At 37.0% G+C, this 19,706-nt stretch carries 26 protein-coding genes; 1 reads left to right on the top strand and 25 read right to left on the bottom strand.

Annotated elements, in window-relative coordinates; translation table 11 throughout:
* Nucleotides 1–77: 77 nt before the first annotated feature.
* Nucleotides 78–1,403: a hypothetical protein gene (locus ACFVS2_RS25285; protein WP_390238895.1), complete on the bottom strand. Its 1,326-nt coding sequence runs from the start codon at nucleotides 1,401–1,403 to the stop codon at nucleotides 78–80.
* A 242-nt stretch (nucleotides 1,404–1,645) separates the two neighbouring features.
* On the opposite strand from ACFVS2_RS25285, the gene ACFVS2_RS25280 reads away from it, so the two are divergent.
* Nucleotides 1,646–2,107 carry a hypothetical protein gene (locus ACFVS2_RS25280; RefSeq protein WP_390238893.1) on the top strand — a complete coding sequence of 154 codons (462 nt, stop codon included), beginning with the start codon at nucleotides 1,646–1,648 and terminating at the stop codon, nucleotides 2,105–2,107.
* A gap of 53 nt (nucleotides 2,108–2,160) precedes the next feature.
* On the opposite strand, the gene ACFVS2_RS25275 is transcribed toward ACFVS2_RS25280, so the two are convergent.
* The 24 genes from ACFVS2_RS25275 to ACFVS2_RS25160 form a co-directional block, all read right to left on the bottom strand.
* Entirely contained in the window at nucleotides 2,161–2,376 is a 216-nt protein-coding gene (locus tag ACFVS2_RS25275) for a hypothetical protein (RefSeq protein ID WP_390238890.1), read from the bottom strand.
* A 179-nt stretch (nucleotides 2,377–2,555) separates the two neighbouring features.
* The gene (locus ACFVS2_RS25270) at nucleotides 2,556–3,209 is read right to left on the bottom strand and encodes a hypothetical protein (protein WP_390238887.1); all 654 of its coding nucleotides are present in this window, start codon (nucleotides 3,207–3,209) and stop codon (nucleotides 2,556–2,558) included.
* 243 nt (nucleotides 3,210–3,452) lie between these two features.
* Complete coding sequence (locus tag ACFVS2_RS25265) at nucleotides 3,453–3,599, bottom strand: hypothetical protein (RefSeq protein WP_390238884.1); 147 nt, start codon at nucleotides 3,597–3,599, stop codon at nucleotides 3,453–3,455.
* A 75-nt stretch (nucleotides 3,600–3,674) separates the two neighbouring features.
* Nucleotides 3,675–3,893, bottom strand: a complete 219-nt coding sequence (locus ACFVS2_RS25260; protein WP_390238882.1) for a hypothetical protein — start codon at nucleotides 3,891–3,893, stop codon at nucleotides 3,675–3,677.
* Nucleotides 3,894–3,955: 62 nt separating this feature from the next.
* A complete protein-coding gene (locus ACFVS2_RS25255; RefSeq protein WP_390238879.1) occupies nucleotides 3,956–5,230 on the bottom strand; it encodes a DHH family phosphoesterase in 1,275 nt (424 codons plus the stop codon).
* Between the two features lie 187 nt (nucleotides 5,231–5,417).
* Nucleotides 5,418–5,759: a hypothetical protein gene (locus ACFVS2_RS25250; protein ID WP_390238877.1), complete on the bottom strand. Its 342-nt coding sequence runs from the start codon at nucleotides 5,757–5,759 to the stop codon at nucleotides 5,418–5,420.
* 9 nt (nucleotides 5,760–5,768) lie between these two features.
* Nucleotides 5,769–7,268, bottom strand: coding sequence for a DNA cytosine methyltransferase (locus ACFVS2_RS25245; protein ID WP_390238875.1), 1,500 nt, complete (start codon nucleotides 7,266–7,268; stop codon nucleotides 5,769–5,771).
* Between the two features lie 537 nt (nucleotides 7,269–7,805).
* A complete protein-coding gene (tnpB, locus tag ACFVS2_RS25240; protein ID WP_390238872.1) occupies nucleotides 7,806–8,945 on the bottom strand; it encodes an IS200/IS605 family element RNA-guided endonuclease TnpB in 1,140 nt (379 codons plus the stop codon).
* 458 nt (nucleotides 8,946–9,403) lie between these two features.
* Nucleotides 9,404–9,976, bottom strand: a complete 573-nt coding sequence (locus ACFVS2_RS25235) for a hypothetical protein (protein WP_390238871.1) — start codon at nucleotides 9,974–9,976, stop codon at nucleotides 9,404–9,406.
* 17 nt (nucleotides 9,977–9,993) lie between these two features.
* Complete coding sequence (locus ACFVS2_RS25230; RefSeq protein WP_390238869.1) at nucleotides 9,994–10,572, bottom strand: hypothetical protein; 579 nt, start codon at nucleotides 10,570–10,572, stop codon at nucleotides 9,994–9,996.
* A 206-nt stretch (nucleotides 10,573–10,778) separates the two neighbouring features.
* Complete coding sequence (locus ACFVS2_RS25225; protein ID WP_390238866.1) at nucleotides 10,779–11,129, bottom strand: hypothetical protein; 351 nt, start codon at nucleotides 11,127–11,129, stop codon at nucleotides 10,779–10,781.
* The gene (locus ACFVS2_RS25220) at nucleotides 11,130–12,770 is read right to left on the bottom strand and encodes an ATP-binding protein (RefSeq protein ID WP_390238863.1); all 1,641 of its coding nucleotides are present in this window, start codon (nucleotides 12,768–12,770) and stop codon (nucleotides 11,130–11,132) included.
* Nucleotides 12,771–12,889: 119 nt separating this feature from the next.
* Nucleotides 12,890–13,330, bottom strand: a complete 441-nt coding sequence (locus ACFVS2_RS25215) for a DUF488 family protein, N3 subclade (RefSeq protein ID WP_390238860.1) — start codon at nucleotides 13,328–13,330, stop codon at nucleotides 12,890–12,892.
* Nucleotides 13,331–13,433: 103 nt separating this feature from the next.
* Nucleotides 13,434–13,886, bottom strand: a complete 453-nt coding sequence (locus tag ACFVS2_RS25210; protein WP_390238857.1) for a ParB N-terminal domain-containing protein — start codon at nucleotides 13,884–13,886, stop codon at nucleotides 13,434–13,436.
* Between the two features lie 180 nt (nucleotides 13,887–14,066).
* Nucleotides 14,067–14,507, bottom strand: a complete 441-nt coding sequence (locus ACFVS2_RS25205) for a hypothetical protein (RefSeq protein ID WP_390238854.1) — start codon at nucleotides 14,505–14,507, stop codon at nucleotides 14,067–14,069.
* 4 nt (nucleotides 14,508–14,511) lie between these two features.
* A complete protein-coding gene (locus tag ACFVS2_RS25200; RefSeq protein ID WP_390238852.1) occupies nucleotides 14,512–15,198 on the bottom strand; it encodes a hypothetical protein in 687 nt (228 codons plus the stop codon).
* Between the two features lie 63 nt (nucleotides 15,199–15,261).
* Nucleotides 15,262–15,603 (bottom strand): hypothetical protein, encoded by a 342-nt coding sequence (locus ACFVS2_RS25195; RefSeq protein WP_390238849.1) that lies wholly within the window; start codon nucleotides 15,601–15,603, stop codon nucleotides 15,262–15,264.
* Between the two features lie 220 nt (nucleotides 15,604–15,823).
* Nucleotides 15,824–16,216: a hypothetical protein gene (locus tag ACFVS2_RS25190; protein ID WP_390238847.1), complete on the bottom strand. Its 393-nt coding sequence runs from the start codon at nucleotides 16,214–16,216 to the stop codon at nucleotides 15,824–15,826.
* 49 nt (nucleotides 16,217–16,265) lie between these two features.
* A complete protein-coding gene (locus tag ACFVS2_RS25185; RefSeq protein WP_390238845.1) occupies nucleotides 16,266–16,709 on the bottom strand; it encodes a hypothetical protein in 444 nt (147 codons plus the stop codon).
* A 27-nt stretch (nucleotides 16,710–16,736) separates the two neighbouring features.
* Nucleotides 16,737–17,219, bottom strand: a complete 483-nt coding sequence (locus ACFVS2_RS25180; protein ID WP_390238842.1) for a hypothetical protein — start codon at nucleotides 17,217–17,219, stop codon at nucleotides 16,737–16,739.
* Nucleotides 17,220–17,292: 73 nt separating this feature from the next.
* Nucleotides 17,293–18,342 (bottom strand): DUF262 domain-containing protein, encoded by a 1,050-nt coding sequence (locus ACFVS2_RS25175; protein WP_390238840.1) that lies wholly within the window; start codon nucleotides 18,340–18,342, stop codon nucleotides 17,293–17,295.
* 30 nt (nucleotides 18,343–18,372) lie between these two features.
* Nucleotides 18,373–18,870 carry a hypothetical protein gene (locus ACFVS2_RS25170; RefSeq protein ID WP_390238837.1) on the bottom strand — a complete coding sequence of 166 codons (498 nt, stop codon included), beginning with the start codon at nucleotides 18,868–18,870 and terminating at the stop codon, nucleotides 18,373–18,375.
* 154 nt (nucleotides 18,871–19,024) lie between these two features.
* Entirely contained in the window at nucleotides 19,025–19,318 is a 294-nt protein-coding gene (locus ACFVS2_RS25165) for a hypothetical protein (RefSeq protein WP_390238834.1), read from the bottom strand.
* Nucleotides 19,299–19,706, bottom strand: a complete 408-nt coding sequence (locus ACFVS2_RS25160; protein WP_390238832.1) for a cyclic-phosphate processing receiver domain-containing protein — start codon at nucleotides 19,704–19,706, stop codon at nucleotides 19,299–19,301. Before ACFVS2_RS25160 ends, ACFVS2_RS25165 begins: the two co-directional genes overlap by 20 nt.

Here is a 19,706-nt window from a genome sequence, read left to right as displayed (position 1 = left end):
AAATTTACTTTCTCGGAAACGTTGAAAAGAAGCTCTTGATGATACAGAGCTTCTTTTGGTATTGTGATATTCTATTTTTATTTTGACCGCAACTCTTTCCTCACGTCCTTTACTCCACCAACCTTATAAGGACGCACAAATGTATATCCTTCTTGTAATTCAATTCCGTATTCTTCTCTTGCTCGATGAATTGCCTCTTCGCTTACTTGCTGACCCTCTCTTAATTTGCGAATGGCTTTGTCCCTTTTGTGCGGTTTTTGTTTCGTACCTCTTCGGCGGTTCATTGAATTCGATTGATCTGTGCTCGGATTATAGATTCCGAATTCGACATATACGTAAGATGCCTTGTAATCTTCAATTTGCTCGATGTCATCTACTTCTTTTAAAGCATATACCCTTTTTCTATCTTTCTCTAACCCACTGACAATTTCCGTATACAGCTCCAAGACGAAATTTTCCAAATCATGATGTATGGATTTCTCTGAGGATCCCCGATATGGAGAGAAAAAGAAATCATCTCCAACATGATAAAATCCAATGAAGCTTCCTTTTTTAGTCGTTACCCTATACAGCATGACAATTTTCTTATCCTTAGTTATTCCTTCCATGAAGAATACTTCTGTGATATTACCAGCATTCTTTAAATGTGCTTTGCATCCCTTACGATTGATTATGTACTTTCGCTTTTTTAACTGTTCTTTGTAAAAATCTGTACTCTTCCATTGTCTCGGCAAAACCAAGTTTTCCGCACGAGCCATCTCCATCCATTTCTTCGGCATGATAGCTTGTGTACGCTCATCTATGAATGGCATTGTTTCAAAAATCGATATATCAATCATATTCTCATTGCGCTCGATTAGAAACAGACCATTCTTTCGGTCTTCTGCGATAAATCTTTCTTGAAGTTCTATCATAGTTATCTTTTTTTGATCATAGAGCTTCCTTGCCTTCATTAACGGAATATCCCAATCCCCATACACTTCATCGCAAATCAAAAGCTCGTTACTTGATGTAAGTCCATATATATTAACAGTTTCATAATTGGTCAGGTAATTCCACGTTTCCATTGCTTCACATTTGTACGAATCCAGAATTAGATTCTCTTCCATGTGAGTCATAATAATATAAATAAAATCAAGCCATTCCCGATATAGTTTGTTTTCATGTATATAGGAAGCTACATCAATATGTAGGGAGTCACGCTCTTTTTTATATCTATCTGGATTTACCTTAGCCAAAACCATCATTTTTTCATAGCGACTCATCAAATCTTTTGCTTGTTGATTTTCTGTATGAAAGAATGAGCCGATGATAATTTCTTCTGCTGAGAAATTCACTAAGCGCTCTATAATACCTGTAGCTCCATTGCCGCAACGATATTTGCGAAGTTCCTCTCTATTCATTTTCCTATTGTCTCCTCATTATTATTCATTTTACAACATTCAATTTTTGATAAAACAGTCAATCATCATAAGGATTCCTGAAGGAATTATTATTAACTGGTTCTCCATAGCATAATTCGCTCAAAAACTCATTTATCTATTTTCATAGTATCACAACGAATTCAACATCACTATCGTTGTTACCGGAACCCTTCTTGCTTATCATATAGCAATTTCAAATATGATAGAGGGGGGGGTTTTATATGGATTCACGTACGATGTTTTATTTAGACTGCTTGAAACTACAGGTTGGATTGTCACAAAAAGTGATACCTCATTCAAACCTCAAGGATTTTGTTAAGACAACTCAATCTGATCAGTACAATGCCATTTTAAACAGTGGAGGAATATTTATTGGAAAGGGAGCAATTGAGGATACTTGGGTAGCTATCTTTGATGAACCCATTGATGAGGATGACCACGAAGAAATAGAATTAGTGTTTGATCGCAGACCAACAAAAAAAGATGTTCAATTTGTTCAGTTTCTCCTATCCATCGAAGATTACCTTTCCGACCCACGAATCAAGCCATATGTAACGATTGAAGGAGTTCTCACTCACTGGACATTACTTCCATTTGAAACAGCACAGGAAAAATGGGAGCATTACATTTTGATGCGTGACGAAGAAAACGTGATAAAGACAACAAACAAACGAAAAACTTGATAAACAATAGAAATTGAACCACTCTCATTGGAGTGGTTCTTCCATTTTGTTTATTATGCTATTTTTTGTAGACTTCCGTGTTTACAATAGCCCCCATGATCTTTCGTATCCTGAGCTTCGCCAATGCTTACAATACTTATCCCCCCTGTATTGGATAAGATATTAGCACCACCAAAAATTTGACCAAAAGATGCAACAGCTTCTTGAACTGTGGTAGTAAAGAACATTTGTTCTAATGCCCCATAATTTAAAAAAGTAATCCGAACCATATAAAAATCCCCTCCTATAAAACGTTTAAATTTCAAAAAATATTGCATCCAGCAATGACTGATTCATTAAATCTTATTGTTATATAATATGGCTGCATCACATGTTTACTACAAAACAAAAAAGAAACCTGGAATATTTCTTCCCAGATTCCTCTTTGATTCATGACCCTATCGACTCGTTAGCTTGTTTTCTGTATAACTAATACCTCTTCTACTACCTTCAATTTTTCCAGGAAATCTTTGCGATATTCGACATAACGTGCAAGCAAATACAGATCAAGTCCAGCGTAGTTTCCCATAAGCACTTTATCAACTTTTGCAGGAAGCACATTAGCATTCTTATCTATAAATTCCTGCGGTGTAAATGGAACAATACATCCATCTTCCTTGACAATTTTTCCAAAAGAAAAGTTCGCAAATTGCTCAAACTGATGAATGCCATTTGTCGATTTTGACCATGATTCAATACATTCATCCACTCCATTTCTTTTAATCTGTACAAATGGGGAGAATAACCCCCTTACCATTGTCCCTTGATAGGAGAAAAACGGTGTAAGCTTCTTGATGAAAGAAATAGTGTTAGCATGAAATTTTAAGGATCCAGAATCAACCAACCATTTATCCAAAAAGGATATGATATCTTCCTTTAGTACTCCGATTTTTTCTGAATCAAAAATTTTTCGGTCGATCACCTGCACTTGATGATAGCCCATTCCGTTTTCGTTCTCAACCACGTAAACTCCATCCAGAATGTTCAATTCGCAAGTATCGCAAGCATAATGCGTTGCATGAATCTGTTGAAGATGTCCGTCGCATACTTCACATTGGTTCATTGTAGCCTCCTGTTTTCCCACTTATCTATGTTTACACTACATTTAGGAATAATCTTGAATCCATTTTTCAAACTTATAAATGCTTGAATTTGTATTTCCTTCTTCTGAACCCCAATATTCCAATTGTTGCAACAGGTACTCCATTTGTTTTTCATCTACTGGTATCGTTAATTTCAATGGACATTTACTCCACTTGTCGAAGCAGTCCACATGATCTACAGCAATCTTACCATTTATATCCCTCTAAGATGCATCCTTATCTGAAATATCATGTGCGGAGCAAAATCCACCTGTCACATGCTTTCCTGTAACCATTGCGAAATCATAACTGCCGTGTTTTCTGACATCTACTGTATATCCTTTTTCACACAACCTCGCAACCAAATTCATATGAAATACACCCCTTATATAGTTAGATAATAAACAGTATTGAATAATAAACAACAATTCTTTTTGGTTCCAAGATTAAGAAGTAACGATTTTATCCTTCTTCAGCATTAAAAACAATTGATATTTCACTTCACTATCCTTTATCTTAGGATATATCTCTAACAACTGCTCTCTATCAAGTTTTTTTGCTTCTATCATAATTTTTGCTTCGATAGAAAACTTTTCTTCCTCCAACTTTTCTATTTTGTCTATGATGGAAATCTGTTCATTGATAAGCTCATTTATATTTTTCACAAACATCACCCTTACAGAATATTTCATAATCTCTTCTAAAGCTCATGAAATTCGAAAGCAGATTATTCGAAAAAACGGCTCATTATTCGATCAACAAATAGATATTTGGTTTTAGTATTCAGTGGGCATCCTGCTGTAGCTGGGCGACCACCTCCACCAACACTTCTCGCAATGGCTCCGACATCAATCGGTTTATGCTTATTGCATCTCAAGCTCATTTTTTTAGCACCCGAGTCAATCATGACAACGAAATCCATTTCATCAATGAATTCCTTACAAAGATAGTTTTCAAGTTCCGATTGATAGGTTTCCGCAAAAACAACTCCATATCGATACATATAATCTGTGCCATCGACTAACCCTTTGAAGATTTGCAGTTGCCGTTTCTTTTTATTGCAATAGTCGTCAATTCTTTTTTGCTCCATATCCATCATATATTCAATGTGGAAATCGAATAAGAATTGTTCAGAATTTTCTCCTTGTACCAGGCGAGAAGACACTTGTTGATTAAATTCCTCCCGATTCGTCATAAAGAAATAATCGTTCAACCGTTTTGCTCGCAAGTTTACTTCGTCTTCCCATTCCCATGTATCGTATAGACGTACTAACTCTACGTAATCATCCATAATAGGTGTTCGTGACAAGAACCCTTGCTTTACAAGAAATTCATAATATATACTTGTTGCGGCTGTTCCTCGCCCGTCTGGATAAGTTTGATCAATACTCATCCACGACTGATACTTTTTAACAGGAACTTCTGGTTTAACATCATGGTGATCGAACATCAAAATACGGTATCCTTCTTGAACAAGTTCGTGAATGGTAGCCAGATTTTCAGAACTCACACTAATGTCTGTAATGAATAGAATAGTCCTTTCCTTATCCATCTCATGACGAATTAAATTCATGACAATCTCATCTACTTTGTCATAATGACATCCTCTGGTAATTAACTCCTTATCCGCAAAAGCAAATCGACTTAAAATCTGTGGAGATTCACCGTCCAAATCATCATGGCTGACATGGATAACTTTTGTAAAAGTCTCCGAATCTAACAGAACATCAAGACTTGCATGAACTTTGGAGCGAACAACGGAGATTTTGCCATCCTTTTTGATAATCCCCATGCTCACGTAGACATCCTCTCTCTTCAAAGAACTTACTGTACAAGTACGGTATTTCTCAGTCGGCTCAAGATATTCTTCGGAAACGAACATTTCTTCCATCCCACTACATACATCAAGGACTTTCTGTTTGAATTCAGCTTCATTACAGTTTTTTATTTCCTTCACTTTTTCTGCTACTTCATGGAAAAAATAAACTGGATTACGCTTCATAGAACATCTCTCCTTATTAATCTGTTATATAAACACCTATTTTCTCAAAACCACTATGTTATATGCGATTTAGCAATCCATTACAAAAAACATTTATGCAACACATATATAATATTAGCTTATAGTCAATGAACAAACAATGAAAAAGGAAGGCGTATCCAGCCTCCCCTTGAGTCCTTATTAATGTCTACGTCAAGTTTATAGCATCGTAGAGTTTTTCTTCACTAAAATAACGAATGTACTCAGCTGGAATATCTATGTTCGATCGCATTTCCCATTCGTTATTCGTTCGATGCAGTTCGAAATCCGGTGGTAATTCAACTTCAAATGAGATTATATCCCAATCGTCACAGAATAGCAGGTGTAGCCATCCACCAAGCGCCTCTCTCATATTTTCCAATGAAGTAAACAAGTACACCCCTTTTTTATCATACATCCATTCAACATTTGCACCTCTTTGTGCGATCAATCCATGTTTCAAAATGGATTCCTTGTTTTCCTTCCTTGTAACGTGATAGTATTTGATCATTCTCCCCTCCTAATTCGTTCGAACAGTTGTAAGAAGTGGGATCAGTTGATTCTTAATCGTTTTTGCAAGAAAACTCGAAACACGATAGTCAACTGCATTTTTGAGCATCTCGAACATCGCAGTCAAACTACCTTTAAACAAAAAATCATCTGGAAGACTAAACAACCGAGCTGTTTCTCGTACCGTCAAATAGCGATCTAATGATGGATGAAAAATAACGTGATCCTGAACGTGAGCAATTGTTGGAGCCTGATTATTCTCATCCAATCGTTGACAATAGTTACTAAATTTCTTATTCGGGGATCGTAATTCTACAGGCACATCGAGCATGTTTCCGCCTTGCGGAACATGCTTCATTCGCTCCATAATCTTATGCGTAGGAATGAAATGCAAATCCTGTTGTGGAGCTGATTCGATATTCTTAAACGCGTCCTTTACTGTTCTAACTTCGTGTACAGGTGGTAATTCAATTGATGGTGTGCCTTCTTTTATTCCGAAAATAAATGCACGTTTTCTTTTTTGAGCAGAACCCAACTCTGTTGCATCAATTACCTTTGTGGCAATGCCAAATTCGGCAAAACGTTCTTGAATACGTTTTAAGATGATTCCATTCTTTACGGTTATAAAATTGGGAACATTCTCGAATAAGAACGCCTTCGCTTTACTCCATCGGATAATATCCATCGTCTTCTCCACAATGGGATGAAGCATATTCGAGCTATCACGAAAGTTGTTAATCGTATTTAACAAACTAAATGATACACACGGAATACCTGCACATACGAGATCAGTTTCAGGAATGTCCGCTTCTGTTAATTCCATCACATCTTTAATGAGAATATGATCACCAATGTTGTGTTTATATGTTTCAATGTGATAATCCTTCAACGCCTTCTTTTCATACCGATCATTTGCGAACTGGATTTGATATCCTTGATCGAAGAATGCTTTATCCATACTTCCGCATCCAGAGAACAAGGACAGTAAACGGATTGCTTTTTCCTTGTTTTTTTCTCGGCTGAACGATGTATGAGAGTCGCTTCGCTCCGATTGGAATAGATCAAAAATCGTAATTTGCTCGCAGTTCACCGCTTTAGCAAACTCTGAAACTTCAACAGCGTAACGTGCAATATTTGACTTTCTTTCACGAACCTCTTCTAATAACACAATTTTGTCAGAAGCGCTGATTTGTTCGCCAGCCATTCCAACTGTAAAAATAATTTTTCCTTTTACAATTTCTACGAAGATTTGCTGATGCTTTGCAAAAAATTCTTTCACATCTGATGCTTTGATGTCGATCACAGGAACCGTTTTTCCTGTTTTTTGTGTTGTCTTCGCTACCCGCTTCTTGTTGTCTTTAACAGATTCAACGGTAATGGTTTGATTCGCCTTGTCAATTTCATAACGAATAGGTTGACCGATTCCAAAACCATAATCAGTTAAATATTTTGCCTCCAGATATAAACGATCTTTCAATTTATATAATCTACGTTTGATTGCCTCTTTCATGTACTGTTCACCCTTTCGATCTGTTAAAAGGTTTTTAGGAACGCCTAATTTGTAAAACCATTATTCTTATATGCTTTTCAACAGATCGATAATAAAAGAAAGCATCCATTGACTGCAAAATAAAAAGAGGATGTTTTCATCCCCTTCTGATTCATCGAAATTGATTTTTAGTTATCGTATTAATGCCCATAGAACTCCTCTTCGTTTTCACAATCTGGATTTTTGCACTCCATGGTAAAGAACGACTCAAACTCTCCGATATCTCCTTTAATAGAGATATTATTTTCATGTCCACATTTATTGCAAATGATTGTGAAACCCCTATTGGTTTTCATAGGATAATCACTCCTTAGTGTTGTAGCTTTCAAAGTATAATTCCTTGCCTCTTATCTTGATTGATAAGAGTTACTTCCTTCCACCTCAATCATTTTTCACGATTTAGATATCATAATAAATGCCTGGTATTTATCCCTTGAACACTCCCGCCACCTATAGAGGTGGGGGATTCTTGCGAACAGAGAAGCAACCTTCTCTTTTTTAGCAAGCGATCTCTGCGGTTCCCGCAGTTAAGTTGGATATTCCCAACAAGCGTAGTCCTTCTTGCTTAATGTTCAGGCTGGCATTATGATCACGGTCTTGATGGGTGCCGCAATCTGGACAGATCCATTCCCGTAAATTGAGTTTCTTTACTTCGGGGTTGCGAGTTCCGCATACATGACAAAGCTGGCTGGACGGATAGTTCTTAGCAATGACGCTAATCGTGCGCCCATACCAAACCGCTTTGTAGGTCAGCATGGTACGCAGCGTTGCCCAACTAACTTCCGCGATTGACTTTGCCAGTTTGTGATTTTTGATCAAGTTAGTGACTTGCAAATCTTCCAGGCAGATCGTTTGGTTTTCGCGAATCCACTTGGTCGAGAGTTGGTGTAAAAAGTCCTGCCGACAGTTAGCGATCTTTTCATGAATACGGGCAACTTTTTGCTTCGCTTTTTGATAGTTCGAACCACCTTTTGTACGGTGAGACAGGCGACGTTGCCAGAAAGCCAGTTGCTTTTCGTAGGTGCGAAGATGTTTCGGATTGGCAACGACTTCCCCATTACTGCAAACGGCAAACGATTTGATGCCTAAGTCAACGCCAATGGCGGAATCCGTTTGTGGAAGGGGTTGTATCTCCACTTCACAAAGGATCGAAACAAAGTATTTGCCACTCGGATTCTTGCGAATCGTAGCCGAAAGGATACGACCTTCGACTTCTCTGGACTTGGCAAAGGGTATCCATCCCAGTTTTGGTAGTTTCAATCGGCTGTCTTTAACGGCAATATTGCCGTTTGTATATTTGGTGGTATAGCTCTGCACAGGATTCCGTTTGTTTTTGAAACGAGGCTTTTCATTTTGTTTCTGGCGAAAACGACCAAAGGCATCCGCAAGGTTTCGAACGGCGGATTGCAAGGCAATGCTGTCCACTTCCTTGAGCCATGCAAAGATCTTTTTTAGCGTAGGAAGCTCCGTAGTACAAGTGTTGTAGGATAACCCTGTGCCTGTTTCTTGATAGGTGTGATTCCACTTGTCAAGAAAGTGGTTAAAGACAAAGCGGGAGCATCCGATAGTTTTCTGGATCAGCGCAATCTGCTCTTGCGTAGGGTAGATGCGAAAGCGAAAGGCTTTGTGGTACAACACTTACGAATTCACCTCCTTTTGATGATTTTAAAAACGATTATAGCACATATGTTCGTCAGTATGTAAAAAAATACCGATTCATCTCCCCCTTGGAGAAGAGGGGGTCTTCTCGGTTGACTTAGATAAACAGTTGAAAGATGTGGTCAGGATCATATTCAATACACTCATCTTCAACTTTAACGATCATTAAAAATCCATCTTCTAACTCTCATTGTTTCGCTGAAAAATTAAAACAATGACTCGCGTTTAGATTCGGCAACTCCACATTAACGTGATGCACCACATTCTTAGGACTAAACAAAATGAAAACCTCCCATCAAATATGAAAATGACACCAGATCAAATAAATTGCCTGGTATCATTTAAATCTGTTGTCTGAATGCATCAGACTGATCATGATCGTCAATAGATTGAGAAATACAGTGAGTAACTACTTTTCTTGATGGGGTATTCGTAGATTACTTTTTTCTTCTCACCATAATTTGAACTTCAAATTCCAATCCTTCTTCAAATTCACCAAAAGGATTTTCTATTGCTTTAAACAATTCTTTTAGCCTCTCTACATCATAATCCGAGTCTGTTCTTCCTTCATTTATATTTCCATCAACGATTGATAAAACTGTGTACGACTCTTTTTGGTTCAAACGAAGGTGAATTTCCTCGTATTGGGGAGAAGCTGATTCTTCATCCTGCCCTTCCACCTTATTGATATTTTCAATTCCAACATGAAGACGCGAGTCTGTCGGATGTTTGTGATCGTGAAGAATGATATAACTCCAATCACCATACTTCACAATGTCTACAATCGCATTTTTCAATAGATCAAGATGATTCAAGAAGTTTTCATAAATAAATCTACCACCAAGCAAGGCACCAACACAGATTTCATCAAAGTTACATTCATTGTATACGTTATATTTAAACTCTTTGGCAGTTTGACTTCCTTCCTCAAACCCGTCTTCGAACACAATCGATATATGATCTTCTGTGGCAATTCGTTCAGCAGCTTGTTCAGGAGTTAATCGTTCCATTCAAATCATCCTTTCATCTACAGGCATTTCCAAAAACGGATTTGCTCAGTCTTTACGTCAAACATCCCATCTTCGGTTGTAACTTCAATTCTTCGGTCATTGGAGTTTAGTATAGAAATCAAATCTCTTTCCCCACCAGCGAATGAAACTTGGCAATTTTCATAGACTGTTCCATTCCTAAGATGGATTTGCAGTTGATATGTTCTCTCTTTTTCATTCCTCGTATTTACACTTCGGACAGTCTTCCAAATCCCATCCTCTTCTAATACTTCATATTTCTCAGCAGGGAATGATCGTAACATTTCTTTATATGTTTGAAAACTATCAAGTTGTTTTTCCACATAGTCTGTAAGTGCTGATGTCGTTTTCACCTTGGCTTCCTGCACATCTTCCTCTCTTACATACATGTGAAATCCGATGTTACTCTCTCCACTAAATGCTTGGGTAACAACTCCAAGTTCATCTTTCAAAAGTATCTTTCCTGTCCAAGTATATCCAGTTTTCGTTTCCTTTGCATTCATTTCATAGACTGTAATTTCAAACATCGCTTGCTCCTGAAACTTACTTAAACAAGTAAGCACTCGGAAGATTTTCATAATTCCTAAACCCCTTTACCGATCAGATCGTTCATGGACTTTTTGATTCTTTTAAACAGCACCATATGGTGTTTTCATGACAAATGAGTAACGACCATAGTTTCAATGTTATTCCTAAATGGCGTTGATCATTTTAACAACCCAATTGTCATGATCACCATATAATGTTCGATTCAACAATTTGAATTTGATGATAGTTCCTCCGATTAATAACTCGTTTTGTCTTTGAATGTTTCGACTGGACTGCTTTCAGTTAATCGATATAGTCTCTTCATTTCTGATAACCTCAGCTTTGCATGATTACGAACAGCTTCAACAACGTCTTCTTTTGCTTGATCAAGATTTGTTTCAAGCGTGTACGTTGAACAACTAATTTCCACAGTAGAATCACCCACAATTTCAATTTTACTCAACTTTTCTTTGGCAATGCGTTTATTGTCAAATATATAACTTTTTTCTGTTTCTTTTACTTCATGTTTGTAAACTCTACGTTCAAAAGTCTCCAATCCTCCCCATAAATCTGCTCTGGCTCCAACAAAATAAATATTTGTACTCATTTATTCAAATCTCCTTTTTTCTTTTACTTTCGCCTTATATTCTTCTGGTAAAAACTCCATATCATTGCACTCTTCCAACGCAATGTCGATCATTTCTTGGATACGACCGTTTTGTGTAGAAATGATACAATCCATAGCCTGTGCAACTAAGGCATCATCAATCACATTACGTTTCTTTCGTTTTGCCAACTCCAGCGTTTTCACCACAACATTTTCAATTTCCGCTTGCGTATATCCCTCAGTTTCCTTTCCAAAGGAGCGAAAATCTTGAATCTCGCAGGGGAAACCAGTTTTGTGAAAGTGATATTCAAATACCGCTACTCGTTCTTCTTCTGTAGGAGAAAAAAATGGAATTTTTTTATCAAAACGACCTGCCCGTTTCAATGCTTCATCTAACTTGTTCGGGTAGTTGGTTGCACCAACCCACAAGATTTGTCCTCGATTTGATGGATCAGACAAAAAAGCAAGAAACATGCCGAACATATTTTTGTTAACTTGGTTTCCATCATTATCTCCACCACGCTGCAAAGCTTGATCGATCTCATCAATAAACACGCCCACAGGTGCAAGAGACTTAAAACAGTTAAATGCCTTTTCTAAGTTCCTCTCTGCTTCCCCAACGTATTTATCCAAAATCTTACTCATTTTGAACTCAACGAAGTTAATATTGGCTTCACCCGCTAAACAGCGAGCGAAATAGGTTTTTCCCGTCCCAGGAGGTCCCATATAGAGCAATCCTTTAGGAACAAAGGAAGTATCTCCATCCAAAATAGGGTGAATAACCGCTTCTCTGTGATATTCTTTGATTTGTTCCTGTCCTGCAAAATGATCAAGAGAATACCCTTCCGTGTCAAAGATCTCAATCACTTCTCCAAATTCTTTACGAATTAGTTCTTCTTTGCGCTCCATTACCATTGTTTTTGCTAATTTGCCTTTATCCTCCGCAAGCAAATACAAGTCTTCTATATGCACTCTGGATAACCCTGCGGTTAACTTCGCAAATTGATTCTCCGTTAACTCCCACTCCATATGTTTTCCACTTGATCCTTTTAAGAATTGAATCATTTCCAATCTCTCATTAACATTAGGAAACTCTATAATGATCGGTACAGTTCGAGAATTTGAATTCAAAAACATCTCATGAATATCTGCTTGAGCTTGCGTAACAAATAACAAGATATGATCAGATTCTAAGAATTCTCTGCTATTCAACACTTTATGAAGATCGATGAGTCGTTTCTTTGTCGCATCTTCTACATAGCCATTGTTCGCCTTTGGAATCAGGAACTCAGGGTACTCGATAACATAAACCGTTTGACCTACTGGATTTTTCAAGTCCGATATCATGCTGTTCCAATCATCATCTACCGTTCTTTGATATACAGTGCCATCTGCGTTCTTTTCCTGTTTTGGAGCTTCTCCTACTTGGAAAACACTCCCTTCTGAAAAGTTGAACGTGATGACACGACTTACTTCCATTGATCGGAGTTGATGAATGAGATATTCTGTAAGCATGAAGCCTGGAACCACATAGTCACCAATGTTTCCAGAAATTAAAAAAACATTGGAAATACCTGCTTGATATTTATCTCGTAAGGTCGTAAACCATCTTGCTTCTTTAATAGTATCTATCTGTTTCATCACTAATCTCTCCCGTAAGAACTTTCCTTGTTCTACCAGTTATTATACTTTTTATTAATTAATTTGTAAATTATTTTTTACCATTTAATGTTATAGAAAGTCCTTTCATGATTTTTACTTTAAAACAAACTCAATTGTTCACTTTTTGGAATCCTCCTAAAGTCTACACTATGTCCACGCCCCTCCATATCTCTACCGACAAAAGAACGATGGCAATAACAGACATCTTTGCAATAGCAAAATAACCGAATCAGTTCTCCTGCTCGTAAACGCTGATCCAATCGACTTAACGCACGAACCATGTCTTTCCGTTCATGCAGCTCTTTTAGAAAACGAGCCTCATACAAATGCCACCAAGCTTCTTTTTTGTCAAATTCTTCTTTCCATGTTTGTGTGTCAATAAATAGTTCTCTTGATGGACTCAATTGTGGAACATGGATAAAGTTAGGTGGTATTTTGATACGCCCCTTTTCCGTTGGTGGATTTCTCACGGCTAACAGATTAACTCCAACCGTTAAATCAAACTGCTTCGCTTCTCCCAAATAACTCAATATAAGCAATAAGGCTTCCCTCCTTTTTTATATTTTCCGTATTATATGTAAAATCAATCCCACTTACATAAAGACAAAAAGAAAAGAGAGAAAATCTCTCTTCTAATCTCTTTTAAAAGTCACATTTTTGGAATTCTGAAAGCAAAACAAAATCATCAAAAATATTCTTCGGGTTTTGCAAATAATGCAGTGAAAATCTACCATCATCTTTTCTCATTCTCGACATCAATGGATAAATGTTAGGCGTATATCCCCAATACATGTCTCGAATCTCACTGACGACCTCACATATCACAGGAATGGAATCATATCCAATTTCCTTATATATGGCGAGGCGTGTGTGTCCCGTTTTAATTCGCAATCTCCTATCTTTTTGACCTACCAACAGTACGATTGGATTTTTCAATCCGTTCCTTTCGATATCTTCCTTTAGTGTTTCTTTCGCCTGTACTGTTTTTAGAATTGGTTTTCCTATAAATTGTTCAACCCACGAGATAGGCAATTCCTTAACCATACCTGCTTTGGTGTAACCATTTATTCTCCATGGTTCTAATAACCTTTTCATACGAAGTCATCCCTTCTCTATTTTGAATGAATTCAGCCTTATTTTTCATGATTTATTTATTCTATGCACTACAAGTAAATAAATAAAAACCCACTATGTAGGTAGTGGGTTTTTTGTTACTCATATCTTTTGGTATAGGTTTTCAATTACCTTATGGAAGGTTAGCACTGGGTGTAGCAATCAACCAATTTTTCCTTCACAATAATCTTTAATGACACTTCCCTTTTCATCATAGTATATCGTTTTCCACCAAGGATGACAATTTTGACCTCGCGTATATTCTTCAAACCATACAAGCAGGTTCATTCCATAATTTCCTACGATTGTACCCATGCGCCCATCGACTTCAACTTTCATTCCTTGGTAAGCAAACGGGATATTGCGATATTTGCACATGCGTTCAAACTCTTCTTTATTCGTGAATAAACATCTGGCATTGGCTTTACCCATTTTTTTGCATTTAATTTTCTTAACAAAATCCTTAAACTCAAGCTCACTCCATGTTTCCTTTAAATCTTGAAAATAGTCATATTTTGCTTTACCAGGAGTAGAAGCCAGGATCGATTTCCGGTTCCAGCCATTCATGGTTCCATCATCCATCCAGAGAAGATATTCAAACATTCAATTACTCCCCCTTTTCTTCATCATCTTCGACAATTTTACAATCATGGATTTCCAAAACTTCTTTTATGAGGTATTGCCTGATTAAAAAAGAGCTATTCATTTCCTTAATTACCTCCCATACCTCTTTCGATGGAATATAGCGGAATTCCAATCCCCACCCATCATAAATCGATATCAGACATGAGTTAGTCCTCTGGTTTTTCGTCCAAATAATATCATCACGTTTTTCCAATTTCTCTATGATTTTATCTAAGTCGAAATATTTATCAGAAATCAAACCGAAAGCCTCATTGAAAAAGATAGGCTGTAAAAGCTTATCTCCGCTCAGCGTAAATAGTTCGAGAGCAGCAAAGTCCGTGCGTAATAGTAGAAAATCATCTGCCCCATTTCTACTTACATGTGTGTAGGGCTTTTCAATCATATACTTTTCAATTGCCTCCGTACGATGTTGAAATAGATTTTTATTGGCATGAAATTCTACTACATCCTTATGAAACAGATACACATCTTCTAATATCGGCACGATTTGATCGTTTTGAATATTATCAATCATTGCCTGGGTACTGATTCCTTCCACACTACTAACAGCTTTTCCTTCGATAGAAGTGACATCGCAATAGGCTACCGTTTCTCCTTCAAGTGGTAGAGTGTGAATTTCACGAACCACTTGATATACGATTTTTTTCATCGCAAATTCTCTCCTTTGTTTACATAATTGTAAGTTAACCTGCACAAGAACAGATTGTCAGGTCTATTCTTTATCGATCCAAATACGTTTTCCTTCGTATGAGATATATTCAACTTCAACACTCATCCGAAACTTGTACATTGTGATTTTGCCATACTCAGTTTGAATATCGGTTGTATCGATGATGACTTCGCTTGGAACGTTAGGAAAACGATAAGCCATATACCACAAATCCAAGTATAGGTTCCCATCTTCCATTCGTGCATGATGATCTTGATCACTCAAGTCTAACCATTGTCCAATGATTGGCGGATGTTTTGGCATATCGACGAATGTAGCATGCCTTACACCTGCACGATCTACCTTACCATCTAACAATAACTGAACAGCTTCATCCTTTTTCATTAATTTCTCTCCTTCTTTTTACATCTTGGTTTACTTTAATCTCAATTACTTAATGGAATCGTCTCCTTCTCTTTACTACTCCTGAAAAAACTGATCATATAAGGACTCTCCTGCGAAAATTTTCCAAAAAAATCCTTGTTTGTGTAAAACTTTAGTATCTTATGCATAAAAGCATGAATTAAAAAGAGGATGATTTCTCATCCCCTAATTGCTTTTCGTTTCACACGAGCACGTCTTCACTCAAGTACATCTTTTCTACTTCTAAAGCTTTTTGACGCTTTCGCTCTGCGTCCTTTTCAATTTTCTTTGCATGTTGATTCATATCTTTTACATACTCCTTAGAGTATACTTTTAATTCGTTACTTTTGTGAAATTTGGGCATATCGAAGATAAAAGTCATTTGTTTTTTTCCTTTAACAACTTCCGTCCCTTCTAAATAAATGAAAGGAAAAGATTCAAAATGTTTCTTTGCATCTTCTTGATAAGGCATCACCAATTTTTCATCCATTACCAAATCATATACCCATCCATAAAAACCTGGCACTTTGATGTGTAGTTCATTGTTATGAATAATTGATGTTGCCGCCATTCTTGCATATCCTTGAAAATCCATAATATCCAACCCCTTTAATGTTGTTGTCTTTTTAACTGTATAGGTATTTCTATGACTGAACTCTCCAGACGCAACGCAATAGGCGAAACGGTTTCTTCTTAGGAACGCCAATTGTTGTCATAACAAATGGGATATAGAAGAGAACTTTCGGATAATGGTTCGTACAAAATAGAATATCCACATTCATTTTTTTTGCATCTCTTTTTGCTTGTAAACAAATTTTCAACATCTTTTTCTCAGAGGTTGTACGACCTACATGAATCTCAATCATTTTAATAAGTGGATTGTAAAAGCTTTTAATCCCTTTTTTCCGAAGAATGAAATAGCTACCAACCATGATCACCGAAGGCGCTACAACACCAATTCCCATAATGCTCATTAGAATCAAGAAATAGTTTATCGTCATCAGATGAAAAAATTGAATTGAAATCATCGTAATCAGAGCTGGCAATACGATTAACAGTTGAAGTTCAGTCATTTGTAATCTCTGCATGACAATCTCCTTTTCGGTCATTTTTGATTAAACATTACAGACTTCTTCTTGCTGTAGAACATTCACTATACGATCTGAAACCCTTTCGATGAATGTAAAACGAGGTTCAGTTGCTTCATATCCTAACCGTATACAATTTGAACGGTATTCTTCGGCATAAACTTCAGCTTTAGATTTATATGGCAAACCCAAACGCTCAAACACTTGTTTACATACTAATTCCGTCTCCCATAGACGCTTCTTCGTGCCCCCTTTAAATCCTGCGTTCTTATGATGCATCGCTCTTTGCACAACGACTTGAATCGTTTGAAGTAGCGCATCCATCGCATTCCCTGTCCATTCTATCGCGTAAGGCATATGTTTGCTTCGCTTGAAAGCCTTGCCCAATCTTTCTCGGAGTGCCATTTCTTGTTGTTGTGCGTCATAGCCACTAAAAGCGATACGTATTTGAAATTCCTTTGACAAGGCATCCATGATCGTCCGCTTAAACACTTTCTTTTTTAGCTTCACAATGACATCCCCCTACTGATATCGGTAGCACATCTGGAAATATTTTCTCCTTTTTCATGAACAAGAACAACCCTCAATTAGAGGGTTGACCCTGTTGTTTCAAATAATTGATTGCCTTCTTTAAATCTTCGTCCGTATGTTTCACTTGAGCAGAGTTAATTACGACATATGCTTCAATGATTTCTCTCAATGTGTCAAAATTGGATTCGTAGGTCGTAATTGAACAACTACTAAACTTGAGCATAAAGAAACCAGGATTATCGTGATAATACATCGGATTTCCATTTACCAGCACGGAATACTTTCCTAAAATAAAGTCATGTAAAGCGTGCAATCTCTGCTTTCCATCCCATACCAGACCTCCGAAACCTTCTCCCAATGTAAAAACAGGATCATATGTCTTCGTTCTATTCACGTAAAATGAACCAATTGGAATTTCATCCAGAATTGAATGAATAAAGGCTTGCTTCTTCTCTTCATTCCAAACCAACTCTCTTTGAAAAGAAGGATTCGGATTATAACAAGATGCTGGAGCAAGAATTTGGTCCACTTCGTTGAAACATGACTTGTACAGACTAAGCAAGTCATATTGCCGAATATGAAAGTTCCATCTATGACGAAAATCCTTTAACTTCGGTAGAGGATTCGCAATCTTTTCTTGATGTAGCTCATATTTCTTCTGAATCACACGTAGACGAGATACCATAGCATCTGTTTCTTCATTTATAATTGAATTGATTATTGACCAATCAATATCCTTTAAGTTTGCATATACTTCCCAATTGCCACCTTTACGCCGGAGCTTAGCAAACAATTCGCGATACGACTCATTGATTTCAACATTTCCCAGAAACGGTAGGTCAATTTTTACAGATCGGAAACTAAATGAATCGATGTTGCGGAAACGATACAGGCTATACCCCACCAACATCCCCATCTTCTCATTATCCCGTATGTTTCTTGCGTCTACTTGAATGACTCGATGTTCATTACCTGCAAACAATTCATCCAGTAGTTGAATTACTTCCTTTACTGCTTTATTTGTGTTCTTCTCAACAACTACCGAAACGGTATCCATATTCACCCAATCTGTTCGCAAAAAACTTTTGAAAATATGTGCCATAACTGGTCATCTCCTCATATAAAATTGATTTCAAACTGTTTGACCGTTAATAGAAATGATATCGACTGTTTTCACTTCATAAACATCTCCGTTAACTGCTTCAAGTAAATGAATGGCAGGTGTATAAGGCTTTGGACATAAAAGAACTTGTTCATACGTATTTGGTTCTGTCTTAACGGTGACATAATTGCCCCAGGATGTGAATTCTGGTAAATCCTTCTCATCTTTCAATGTTTCCACACCACAATCCACATAGAAATCAACACCAGCCGCAATTGGATACATTTTGTCTATACGCTCATTGTCCCAATCATTACACAACTTTGTTGCCAACTCCGTGATTTTCTCCAAATGTATTTCAGCACATTCTGTTGTCATGAATCCGATGATCGCGCTATTATTTTCTGATACTTCAAAAGGTACAAACTGTTCCCCATCAGGAATTTTTTCCAAAAGAGCTACGATTTCTTCTTTTGTAAGTCCATCTGTAACTTCGACCATCATTCCTGCTGCTTGAACTGTGTTCATATAAAAATCCCTCCTTAAATAGATGCTTGTACATCGCCTATTTTGTAAAACATTCTTTATTGTAAGGACTTTTAACCTCTTTCATAACAATGAAAAAAGAAGGAAATCTCTCTTAGAGGACTCCCTTCTTTTCTAACTTGATATCGTTTGTGGCTTACAACCTTCCTACGTTTGCAATCATTAACAACTGGTTGATTGCGAATGTCTGACCATTTTCAGTATCCATTATCTCAGATAAGTCAGCACTCCCGACTTCTCTCAATTTATCCCTTGCAATAGATGTTACGAAAGTGACAAGATCAGATAGTGGCATTTTTTTAATCGCCTCTTCCAATACAATGTTGTCCACTTTTATTTTGTCTTTCTGCGTGTAGTATCTATCTACATCCGTCTTTTTCAAATATATTTCTCCGTTAAGGATGATCCTATCAATGATTTTCTCTTCCATTACTATCATTTCCTTTCTCTTGATTATATCTTGTATACTTATTTTCCGTTATTGCATAATGATGGATTTCAATATCTTTATCGATAAATCCCCTTCTCTGTGCCGCGAGTAGTGTTTGATACATGTTCTCTCTTCCCACTCCGTTATCCGTATGCAGATAGATTTTGTCTGCTCGCATACCATGTTCACAAAAATACTTAACTAAATCATATCCAGTTGATAGAAGATTCCCATTTTCATCTTCACCTAAGTCATGATCAAGAGTAAGGATGTGAACATCATACTGTGAAAGAAGTGCAATAGCTTCCTCCATTGTTCTTGCAACAACAAAACCTTTAGGACAATCTCGTAAATCGTCAACATATAGATTGATCTGTCTCTTTTCCAT

The organism is Brevibacillus sp. NPDC058079 (assembly GCF_042885155.1).
GTDB lineage: Bacteria > Bacillota > Bacilli > Brevibacillales > Brevibacillaceae > Brevibacillus.
The sequence above is the reverse complement of the archived record's forward strand: the minus strand, read 5'-3'. Positions and strand labels throughout refer to the sequence as shown.

What these genes read in the sequence shown, in the direction of transcription:
- ACFVS2_RS25285 (WP_390238895.1), bottom strand. Translation starts at nt 1,403, where the DNA reads ATGAATAGAGAGGAACTTCGCAAATATCGTTGCGGCAATGGAGCTACA.
- ACFVS2_RS25280 (WP_390238893.1), top strand. Translation starts at nt 1,646, where the DNA reads ATGGATTCACGTACGATGTTTTATTTAGACTGCTTGAAACTACAGGTT.
- ACFVS2_RS25275 (WP_390238890.1), bottom strand. Translation starts at nt 2,376, where the DNA reads ATGGTTCGGATTACTTTTTTAAATTATGGGGCATTAGAACAAATGTTC.
- ACFVS2_RS25270 (WP_390238887.1), bottom strand. Translation starts at nt 3,209, where the DNA reads ATGAACCAATGTGAAGTATGCGACGGACATCTTCAACAGATTCATGCA.
- ACFVS2_RS25265 (WP_390238884.1), bottom strand. Translation starts at nt 3,599, where the DNA reads ATGAATTTGGTTGCGAGGTTGTGTGAAAAAGGATATACAGTAGATGTC.
- ACFVS2_RS25255 (WP_390238879.1), bottom strand. Translation starts at nt 5,230, where the DNA reads ATGAAGCGTAATCCAGTTTATTTTTTCCATGAAGTAGCAGAAAAAGTG.
- ACFVS2_RS25250 (WP_390238877.1), bottom strand. Translation starts at nt 5,759, where the DNA reads ATGATCAAATACTATCACGTTACAAGGAAGGAAAACAAGGAATCCATT.
- ACFVS2_RS25245 (WP_390238875.1), bottom strand. Translation starts at nt 7,268, where the DNA reads ATGAAAGAGGCAATCAAACGTAGATTATATAAATTGAAAGATCGTTTA.
- ACFVS2_RS25235 (WP_390238871.1), bottom strand. Translation starts at nt 9,976, where the DNA reads ATGGAACGATTAACTCCTGAACAAGCTGCTGAACGAATTGCCACAGAA.
- ACFVS2_RS25230 (WP_390238869.1), bottom strand. Translation starts at nt 10,572, where the DNA reads ATGAAAATCTTCCGAGTGCTTACTTGTTTAAGTAAGTTTCAGGAGCAA.
- ACFVS2_RS25225 (WP_390238866.1), bottom strand. Translation starts at nt 11,129, where the DNA reads ATGAGTACAAATATTTATTTTGTTGGAGCCAGAGCAGATTTATGGGGA.
- ACFVS2_RS25220 (WP_390238863.1), bottom strand. Translation starts at nt 12,770, where the DNA reads ATGAAACAGATAGATACTATTAAAGAAGCAAGATGGTTTACGACCTTA.
- ACFVS2_RS25210 (WP_390238857.1), bottom strand. Translation starts at nt 13,886, where the DNA reads ATGAAAAGGTTATTAGAACCATGGAGAATAAATGGTTACACCAAAGCA.
- ACFVS2_RS25205 (WP_390238854.1), bottom strand. Translation starts at nt 14,507, where the DNA reads ATGTTTGAATATCTTCTCTGGATGGATGATGGAACCATGAATGGCTGG.
- ACFVS2_RS25200 (WP_390238852.1), bottom strand. Translation starts at nt 15,198, where the DNA reads ATGAAAAAAATCGTATATCAAGTGGTTCGTGAAATTCACACTCTACCA.
- ACFVS2_RS25195 (WP_390238849.1), bottom strand. Translation starts at nt 15,603, where the DNA reads ATGAAAAAGGATGAAGCTGTTCAGTTATTGTTAGATGGTAAGGTAGAT.
- ACFVS2_RS25190 (WP_390238847.1), bottom strand. Translation starts at nt 16,216, where the DNA reads ATGGATTTTCAAGGATATGCAAGAATGGCGGCAACATCAATTATTCAT.
- ACFVS2_RS25185 (WP_390238845.1), bottom strand. Translation starts at nt 16,709, where the DNA reads ATGCAGAGATTACAAATGACTGAACTTCAACTGTTAATCGTATTGCCA.
- ACFVS2_RS25175 (WP_390238840.1), bottom strand. Translation starts at nt 18,342, where the DNA reads ATGGCACATATTTTCAAAAGTTTTTTGCGAACAGATTGGGTGAATATG.
- ACFVS2_RS25170 (WP_390238837.1), bottom strand. Translation starts at nt 18,870, where the DNA reads ATGAACACAGTTCAAGCAGCAGGAATGATGGTCGAAGTTACAGATGGA.
- ACFVS2_RS25165 (WP_390238834.1), bottom strand. Translation starts at nt 19,318, where the DNA reads ATGGAAGAGAAAATCATTGATAGGATCATCCTTAACGGAGAAATATAT.
- ACFVS2_RS25160 (WP_390238832.1), bottom strand. Translation starts at nt 19,706, where the DNA reads ATGGAAAAGAGACAGATCAATCTATATGTTGACGATTTACGAGATTGT.